The sequence below is a fragment of the Spirochaetaceae bacterium genome (assembly GCA_009784515.1).
Taxonomy (GTDB): domain Bacteria; phylum Spirochaetota; class Spirochaetia; order WRBN01; family WRBN01; genus WRBN01.
Genome location: WRBN01000087.1, coordinates 1 through 7,947 on the forward strand (window position 1 = coordinate 1; position 7,947 = coordinate 7,947).

A 7,947-nucleotide genomic window follows, 5' to 3' on the forward strand; every position below is an offset into this window, starting at 1 on the left:
TATCAATGTTAATAAAAAAGACTTATGGCCGTTAGTTTTAGCCGATGAAGAGCAAAAATTAGAGGGCCGCAGTCTTAAGTCGGTGTTTATGCCATGGCGCGATTAATTATTATAACGGTAATATTTGGGCTGCTAAGTTGTACGGCAGCTGAAGTTCCGCCGGTAAATAAACCGGTAGTTACGGTAACTATGCAGCTAAGCGCTGCTCTTTTACCGTTTATTGCTATTAGCCATAACGAACAAGGTCAGATAGATTGGCGGCTTAATTTGCTTAGCGCTGTGCAAATAGAGCAGCAATTAGCGCAAGGCACTTTACAAACCAATGCCGTAGAGTTAGATATATTAAGCCTATTACGGTTAAAGCGGGGCGGCAGTAATATCCGCGCTTTATGGGCTTTGTATAGTAATTATGGCTTAGTAATTAATAATTTAGCTGCCAATAATGAACTAGCAATTGAGCAAAACGAAATTAGCAGCGTATTAGCCGATTTATGGGCCGGCAGCTCCGACTATTTATTACGTAATGTCCATAACGATGCCGTACGGGCAAACTTGTTGCGCGAAGGGCGTGTACGGGCGGTAGTGGTGGGCGAGCCGTATCTTTCGCGGCTGGCCAACGAAGGGTTTGTTTTGGCTAGGTCGGGCTTTAATGATAATTTATTGTTAAATACTTTGGTTTTTTTAGGTGATGGCGATGACGAACTTTTTACTAAAATGTTAAGTGATTATCGGACAGGTATGTTATTATATTTAGATAACCCGGAGTTTTATAACTCTTTGCTCTATCAATTAAGCGGGCAGCAATTAATTTTGCCCACTTTTGATGAACGTTTTTTTTACGATGTTGGCTTATTTTTACAATTAGCGTATCTTATAAATTTAAGGCAGCCATTTTTAACTATACCTTCGTATATCGATTTATTTTGGCTGCCTAACTCTGAGGATTAAAATTGGCCGGTATCACTATTAAGGAAAATTAGGAAAAAAATTAATGAAAATTAGAAACACTAATATCTTATGGTTAGCTTTTAGCAGCTTACTTGTAGTAGTAATTATCTTTTTAACGGTAGAGCTTTATAGTAACAGGCAAGGTTATTTTAGCCGTAACTTTGGTATGGCCGAGGAGGCAACTTTTGGCAGTGCACGAATAGAACGGGTTTATCGTACTATTTTAAGCGATTTTATTACCGAAGTAGATGCCGATGAGTTAGCCAGAGTAGCTATTAGCGCTATGTTAAATAGTTTGGGCGACCCTTATAGCTTTTTTTTAGCCGAATCTTTGGCTACGCAATATAACGATTTAGTTACCGGCGAATTTGGTGGTTTAGGCATTACCATTACTAAAAATACCGATGGTTATGTTTATGTAGCCAGTACCGTTAGCGGCGCTCCGGCAGCTAGGGCCGGCATAATGACGGGCGACTACATTACCGCCGTTAATGGCGAAGATATTAGGCCGCTTACCAGTGATGAAGCCGTCCGGCGGCTGCGCGGGCCTCAAGGTACCAGCGTTACTATTAATGTACTGCGCGGTGAAATTAGGTTTGAGCTTAGCATAGTGCGCGAGATTATCGAGATAGAAAGTGTGCAAAGCGCTTTAATTGGCGATGATAACGAGATTGGTTATGTTAATATTTTAACTTTTACGCCGCGTACTCCCGATGCTATGCGTACGGCGGTAACAAGGTTAAGCAGTGAAGGGGCTAGAGCGTTTATTTTTGATGTGCGTAGTAATGGCGGCGGCAGTTATGAGGCGGTGGTGAGTATGGCTAACGATTTACTGGATAGCGGTACGATAGTTTCTATACAGGCGCGTAATAGCCGCCACAATCGGGTAGAGCAAGCTAATAGCCGTACAATTATCGATGTAAATGTACCCATAGTGGTCTTAATTAACGAAGGCAGCGCTAGTGCCAGCGAAATTTTTGCCGGAGCTTTACAGGATAATAACCGCGCCACCATTATTGGTAATACCAGCTTTGGTAAGGCGCAGGTACAAAGCTTATTTCCTTTAGTGAACGATTTTAGCCAAAGTTTTAAAATAACTACAGCTTTTTATTATACACCGGGCGGGGTCAATATTGATAATGAGGGTATTTCACCCGATATTTATATTGAGGGTATTTATTGGAACGATGAGGCGCAAAATAACTATGTGGCCTTAATGCTTTCGGAGCAGTTGGCTTATTTTAGAACTTTAGGCCGCTTAGCTACCGTAAGCGAACTAGATGGGTTAGTGGCCGTTATGCAAGCCGAAGGTAATATTTTACCGCCTATTTTTATTAAAAAAGTGGCCAGCGAGGTAGCGGCTTTAAGTATGCAAGATAACCGGCCTATCTTCTTTTTAGAATTTGATGAAGCTCTTCAAAAAGCCGTAGGCTTTTTAGAAAAGATAATAGTTAATAACTAATAGTTGGAAGAGGCAAAAGTTTTACTTTTGCTTTCATAAAAGCCGCTTGCTGCCAGCCTTAATTATTAATTTGTAGTTATTAGTTATTAACTAAGAGAAAGGAATAAGATGGATAACTCTGTAGTAAAACGTATAACTTTGTTAGGTGTACCCATCGATTTGGTACAGCGCGAAGCTATGCCAAAGGTGGTGCTGTCGTTACTGGTTAACGAGCAAAGCAATAAAATTGTTTTTTTAAATTTGCCCAAATTATTAGCGGCTAGAGGTAATGCCGAATTTAAAACCCAGTTAAACGAAGCGGCTTTAGTGCTGCCGGTGAGCAAAAGTTTAACGCACGGCATAAAATTACTGTACAACTTTAAGGCCGAACGTTATTTGCCTTACGATTATATTATCACCTTATTAACTTTACTGGAGCAAAAACGTAAATCGGTTTATTTACTGGGCGGTAGCAGTAAGGTTTTACAAAAGGCCGATAAAAATCTGCGCAGCAGTTACCCGCATTTATTATTTGTAGGGCGTTATAAAGGTTACTTTAAAAAGCAAGAACTTGGTTTAATTACAGAGGCTATCCGTAAAGCCTCGCCGACCTTACTTATTACGGCACGTGGTTTAAAAGGTAAAGAGCAATTTATCTTTCAGCAACAACACTCTTTTAAGCCCGGTATTTGTTTGTACTTGCCCGATTTTTTTGATGTAGTAGCCGGTAAAAAAGCTAAACCTAATCGTGAAGCCTTTCATAAAGGCAGCGATTGGCTAGGTAAATTAATTAAAAACCCGCTTCGTGTTATGTATATTTTTATTTTATTACGCTATCAGCTATTGTTAGTTTACTATCGCTTAGCCAAAAAGGAAGGTTAATTAATTTGTTTGCCTTACGTTTTTTAGCTTATTGGACATCACTAAGTGCCACACGCGGCTACTTAAACCAATGCCTTGCATTTTCCTTTATTTCGCTGGGTAACCTGCTGGCTTTTATTTATTTTACTAATGCATTAGGGTTAATTCCTAATTTAGTGCTGCTATTGCTGTTAAATTTTATTTTGTATCTTTTACTGGCCATTAGGCTAAAACTTTTAACCCGTAAAGTTAAGCAAAGTTATAAAAAAGGCGATTATCCCTCTAAAGCTTTTTTTAGTCTTACGGCGGTATTAATAGCCGGCCTGTTTTTAATAATACCGGGTATCGCCAGCTTTGTTTTGGCTTTGTTAATAGTTATTTTAGAGCGTCCGCTGGGCAAATTATTTAGCCACCTTTTTAAAATAGATTGGAAAGATGTTTACGAATATTTAAAACTTGGCAAAAGTGTAGACGACTAAACGGCCTTACCGGTAAATTTAGTGTTATTTTAAGTTATTTGTGGCTAAATATGAATTATCGTGTTACAATATAGTTAAAGTTTAAAGCGAGGTGTTAAATGGCAGCAAATAAGCAAAAAGATAACCCAGTAAGTGAACGTGAGTTTTTAATTACTACTAAATGTTACCGGCACTATAACTTAAAGCAAAGCTTTACCAGCGCTATTATGCTTAATAATCACCAAGCAGTTAAAGAATTTACGCAGGCCATTAATAGCTATAAAAATAAAGAGCAAAGTTATCAGGCCAGCAGTATTAATGCTATTAGTTTAATAGATGATATTTTTAATTATTTAATTTATTTTTACCTAAAGCAAAACGCAAGCAGCCTGCAGCAGCTTAATCACGAACTAAGCCGGCTTTTACCAACTTACAGCAGCCAGTTAAGCAGCTTTGTGAGCGAATTAAGCCCTTACGAGGTATTAAACGGTATACAGCCGCAGCTCTACCTTAGCGAAGACGAAGCCGCCGAGCAAATGCTGGCCGAGTTGGTGATTAACCATTTGACGGTTATTAATCCGGCTTGCCAGCCTTATAATGAGCTTTTTTACAGCCCGCTGGCTAAAAAACAAAGTAATAGGTTACTTATTACTTTGTTTAGTCAGCTTAATGATATTAATATTGATGAAGAAAACAGCCTCAATTTAATAAACGCTTTAAAAAAGCCGGCCCAGCTTTATCCTTATAGCCTTTATGAGCAACTAAATTATTTATATAAAATATACGGCCATATTTTGCCGGAAGGGCTGCTTAAAAGATTACTGCGCGGCCTCGATTTTATTAAAGAAGAAAGCAAAGCCTTTAGCGGCCATTTTAGCGGCGGTGATGTTAATATGGAGGCCTTAAATTATGGCGGCAGCTACTACGAGGCCGAAAATTTTACCGATGATAACGAGTGGATGCCCAATGTCGTTATGATGGCTAAAAATGCTTTGGTGTGGCTTTATCAGCTTAGCCAAAAATATGATAAAAAGCTTACCAAATTAGAAGACATTCCGGAGGCCGAGCTTAAGCTGCTGGCCGAGCGCGGCTTTAATGCCCTGTGGTTAATTGGTTTATGGCAGCGCAGCCATGCCAGTAAACATATTAAGCAGCTTATGGGGAACACCGAAGCAGAAAGCAGTGCCTATAGCTTAGATGGTTACCAAATAGCCGACAACTTAGGCGGCCAGCCATCGCTTGATAAATTACGGGCCAAAGCCAATAAATATGGTATACGGCTGGCCAGCGATATGGTGCCTAACCACACGGCGATGGATAGTTGGTGGGTGCTAGAGCGGCCCGATTATTTTATCCAAACCAGCTATATCCCTTTTCCTACTTATACTTTTAATGGCCCTAATCTCTCCACCAAAGAGCATTTAGGAGTTTACCTAGAAGACCATTACTATAGCAAAAGCGATGCCAGCGTGGTTTTTAAGCGGGTAGATTTTAGAACCGGCGATACCCGCTATATCTATCACGGTAACGATGGTACGGCAACCCCGTGGAACGATACCGCTCAGCTTGATTTTTTAAAGCCAGAGGTACGTGAAGCCGTTATCCAAGAAATTTTACACGTGGCGCGTAATTTTTCTATCATTAGGTTTGATGCGGCGATGGTGTTGGTGAAAAGGCACATCGAAAGATTGTGGTATCCGCAGCCCGGACGGGGCGGCGATATTGCCAGCCGCAGCGATTTTAGCTTAACTAACGAAGAGTTTAACCGACTTATCCCACATGAATTTTGGCGTGAAGTGGTGGACCGTATCGCCGTAGAATTGCCCGAAACTTTACTATTGGCCGAAGCCTTTTGGATGTTGGAGGGTTACTTTGTACGCACGCTTGGTATGCACCGTGTTTATAACAGCGCCTTTATGAATATGTTAATGAAAGAAGAAAACGGCAAATACCGCGAAACCATTACCAACACCTTAGCTTTTGACAGCGAAATTATTAAACGTTTTGTCAACTTTATGAGTAACCCCGATGAAGAGCCGGCGGCCGAGCAATTTGGCAAAGGCCGTAAATACTTTGGTATTTGCGCTATGATGGCTACTATGCCGGGTTTACCGATGTTTGGGCACGGCCAACTGGAAGGCTGGTACGAAAAATATGGTATGGAGTACAGCCGCAGCTACTACGATGAACCCGTTGATGAAGGATTTTTGGCTTGCCACGAATACGAAATTTTCCCGCTGTTACGTAAACGCTACCGCTTTAGCGGCAGCGAGCACTTTAGACTATATAATTTTTACAGTGATGGCCACCTTAACCATAATGTTTTTGCTTATAGTAACCGCAGCGGCAGCGAATGCACTTTGGTGCTGTATAATAACTGCGGTTATCCTACCTCCGGTACATTAAAAGAGAGCGAACCTTTTACCGTTAAAATTAACGGTGAAAAACACCATCACCGTCAAACTTTAGGCAGCAGCTTAGCTTTACATAACGAATGGTCTTATTTTGTGGTGGCCCAAGAGCAGCGCAGCGGGCTGTGGTACATTTACCGCAGCTGCGATATAGTAAATAACGGTTTTTTTGCAATGTTAGATGGCTACGAATACCAAGTTTTTTGGGAGATTAACGAACTTTACGATAGCGATGGTATGCTGGCGGTTATTCATAGTGAGTTAGGAGGTAAGGGTTGTCAAGATTTTTACATTTTTTTACAAGAACGCCGCTTAGCGCCGCTTTATCAAGCTACCGGTTATTTGGTTAGACAGCAGCAAAATATTTTACACGATTTAATAACTTTATTTTATGCTACCAGCGGTGATGCACAACAAGCTAAAGCTAACCTAGAGCAAATGTACAGCGAAGCCGCCGCCTTTTTAGGCGAAATAAAACCGGATAGTTTAAGTTACGGCGAGCTGATTGACGATTTTGCCGCTTTTGGTAAAGCAGTGGCTCAGCATAAAACTTTAAATGAGCAATTTAGCAGCTTAAATAATGTGGCTTTGCTGGCTACTTTACTCAGTTTTAAATTTGCCGCCGCTTTATACCCAGATAAAGCGGTAATTTTTGACGACTGGTTAATGAGCCGCCGTTTTGCCGGCCAATGGCAAGTGCTTGGTTTAAATTATGGTAAGTTAGCGGCCATCATAAGGGCTTTAACCGATTTTGATGAGGTAGATGAAGATATATTTTTAGCCATTTTACATAACAAGCCGCTAGCAGCCGCCTGCGGAGTAAACAAATTTGAGGGTGTATGGTGGTTTAACGGTGAGCAAATGAGCCGGCTGTTAAAGTATTGGCAACTGGCTAATTTATTTAAAAATTATGTAGTTACTAAAGATGTAACTAAAGCGATGAGCTTAACAAAAAAAAGTTATGATAAAATAATTAAAGCTGTAGAAAGCAGTAACTATAAAGCAGAGGAGCTAATAAAAATGCTTAAAGGCAGAGTAAAAAAATGAACATAATTGTAGGACATGGCCAAATGGATTTAGACAGCTTGGGTAGTTTAGTATTAGCTAGTCTGCTTTTTCCAGAATATCGGGCGGTACGTAATAAATATTGCAACCCTACAGCACGTTGTGTTTATGACAAATATGAAAGCACTTTAAACTTTTTAAAACTTAAAGAGTTAAAGGGTAAAAAAATTGATAAAATGATTGTGGTAGACACACGTAAAAATGAGCGTATAAAAGAAATATACGATGTAATAGATGGTGCCGTTGAGCAAGTTGAGGTTTATGACCATCACAAAGGTGTCGAATGTGATATACCGGGGGCCATAGAATATTTTGATGATACCGGCGCTAATACCAGCATTTTGGCTTTAGAGGCTAAAGGTAAAAAAATAAAAATTCCGCCCGAGTTAGCAACTATTGCTTTAGCGGGCATTTATGCCGATACCGGGCGGTTTACTTATAATAATTTAACCATTAAAGATTTTGAGGCATCAGCTTATCTTTTAGAGTGTGGGGCCGATAATCAATTAGCTGATAAATATTTAACCCTTACTAGTGAAGATAAAACGGACAAGCTTATCCAAAAAATATCGAAGCAGGTAGAAAAGCGAGATATTTTTGGGGATATAATTGCTTTTTTTTGTGAAGAGTTACCGGAGCAGCAAAGCGGTTTAAATTATGTAGTAGAGCAAGTTTTTAAATTAGAAAAAAAAGCTGATGCCATTTATGGGTTTTTTAGCTTTAAAAAAGGGAAAGATGTGCTCATTATTAGCCGTAGCCGCAA

6 protein-coding genes are annotated in these 7,947 nt (G+C 40.0%); all 6 read left to right on the forward strand.

Annotated elements, in window-relative coordinates; genetic code table 11:
• The first annotated feature begins 93 nt into the window (after window positions 1-93).
• Window positions 94-948 (forward strand): hypothetical protein, encoded by an 855-nt coding sequence (locus FWE37_08415; protein ID MCL2521002.1) that lies wholly within the window; start codon window positions 94-96, stop codon window positions 946-948.
• Between the two features lie 43 nt (window positions 949-991).
• On the forward strand, window positions 992-2,410 hold the full coding sequence (locus tag FWE37_08420; protein MCL2521003.1) for a S41 family peptidase: 1,419 nt from the start codon (window positions 992-994) through the stop codon (window positions 2,408-2,410).
• A 108-nt stretch (window positions 2,411-2,518) separates the two neighbouring features.
• Window positions 2,519-3,271: a WecB/TagA/CpsF family glycosyltransferase gene (locus FWE37_08425; protein MCL2521004.1), complete on the forward strand. Its 753-nt coding sequence runs from the start codon at window positions 2,519-2,521 to the stop codon at window positions 3,269-3,271.
• 5 nt (window positions 3,272-3,276) lie between these two features.
• Entirely contained in the window at window positions 3,277-3,729 is a 453-nt protein-coding gene (locus FWE37_08430; protein MCL2521005.1) for an FxsA family protein, read from the forward strand.
• A gap of 98 nt (window positions 3,730-3,827) precedes the next feature.
• Window positions 3,828-7,166, forward strand: coding sequence for an alpha-amylase family glycosyl hydrolase (locus FWE37_08435; protein ID MCL2521006.1), 3,339 nt, complete (start codon window positions 3,828-3,830; stop codon window positions 7,164-7,166).
• Window positions 7,163-7,947, forward strand: a 785-nt coding sequence (locus FWE37_08440; protein MCL2521007.1) for a DHH family phosphoesterase, incomplete at its 3' end; no start/stop codon positions are given. The genes FWE37_08435 and FWE37_08440, both read left to right, overlap by 4 nt.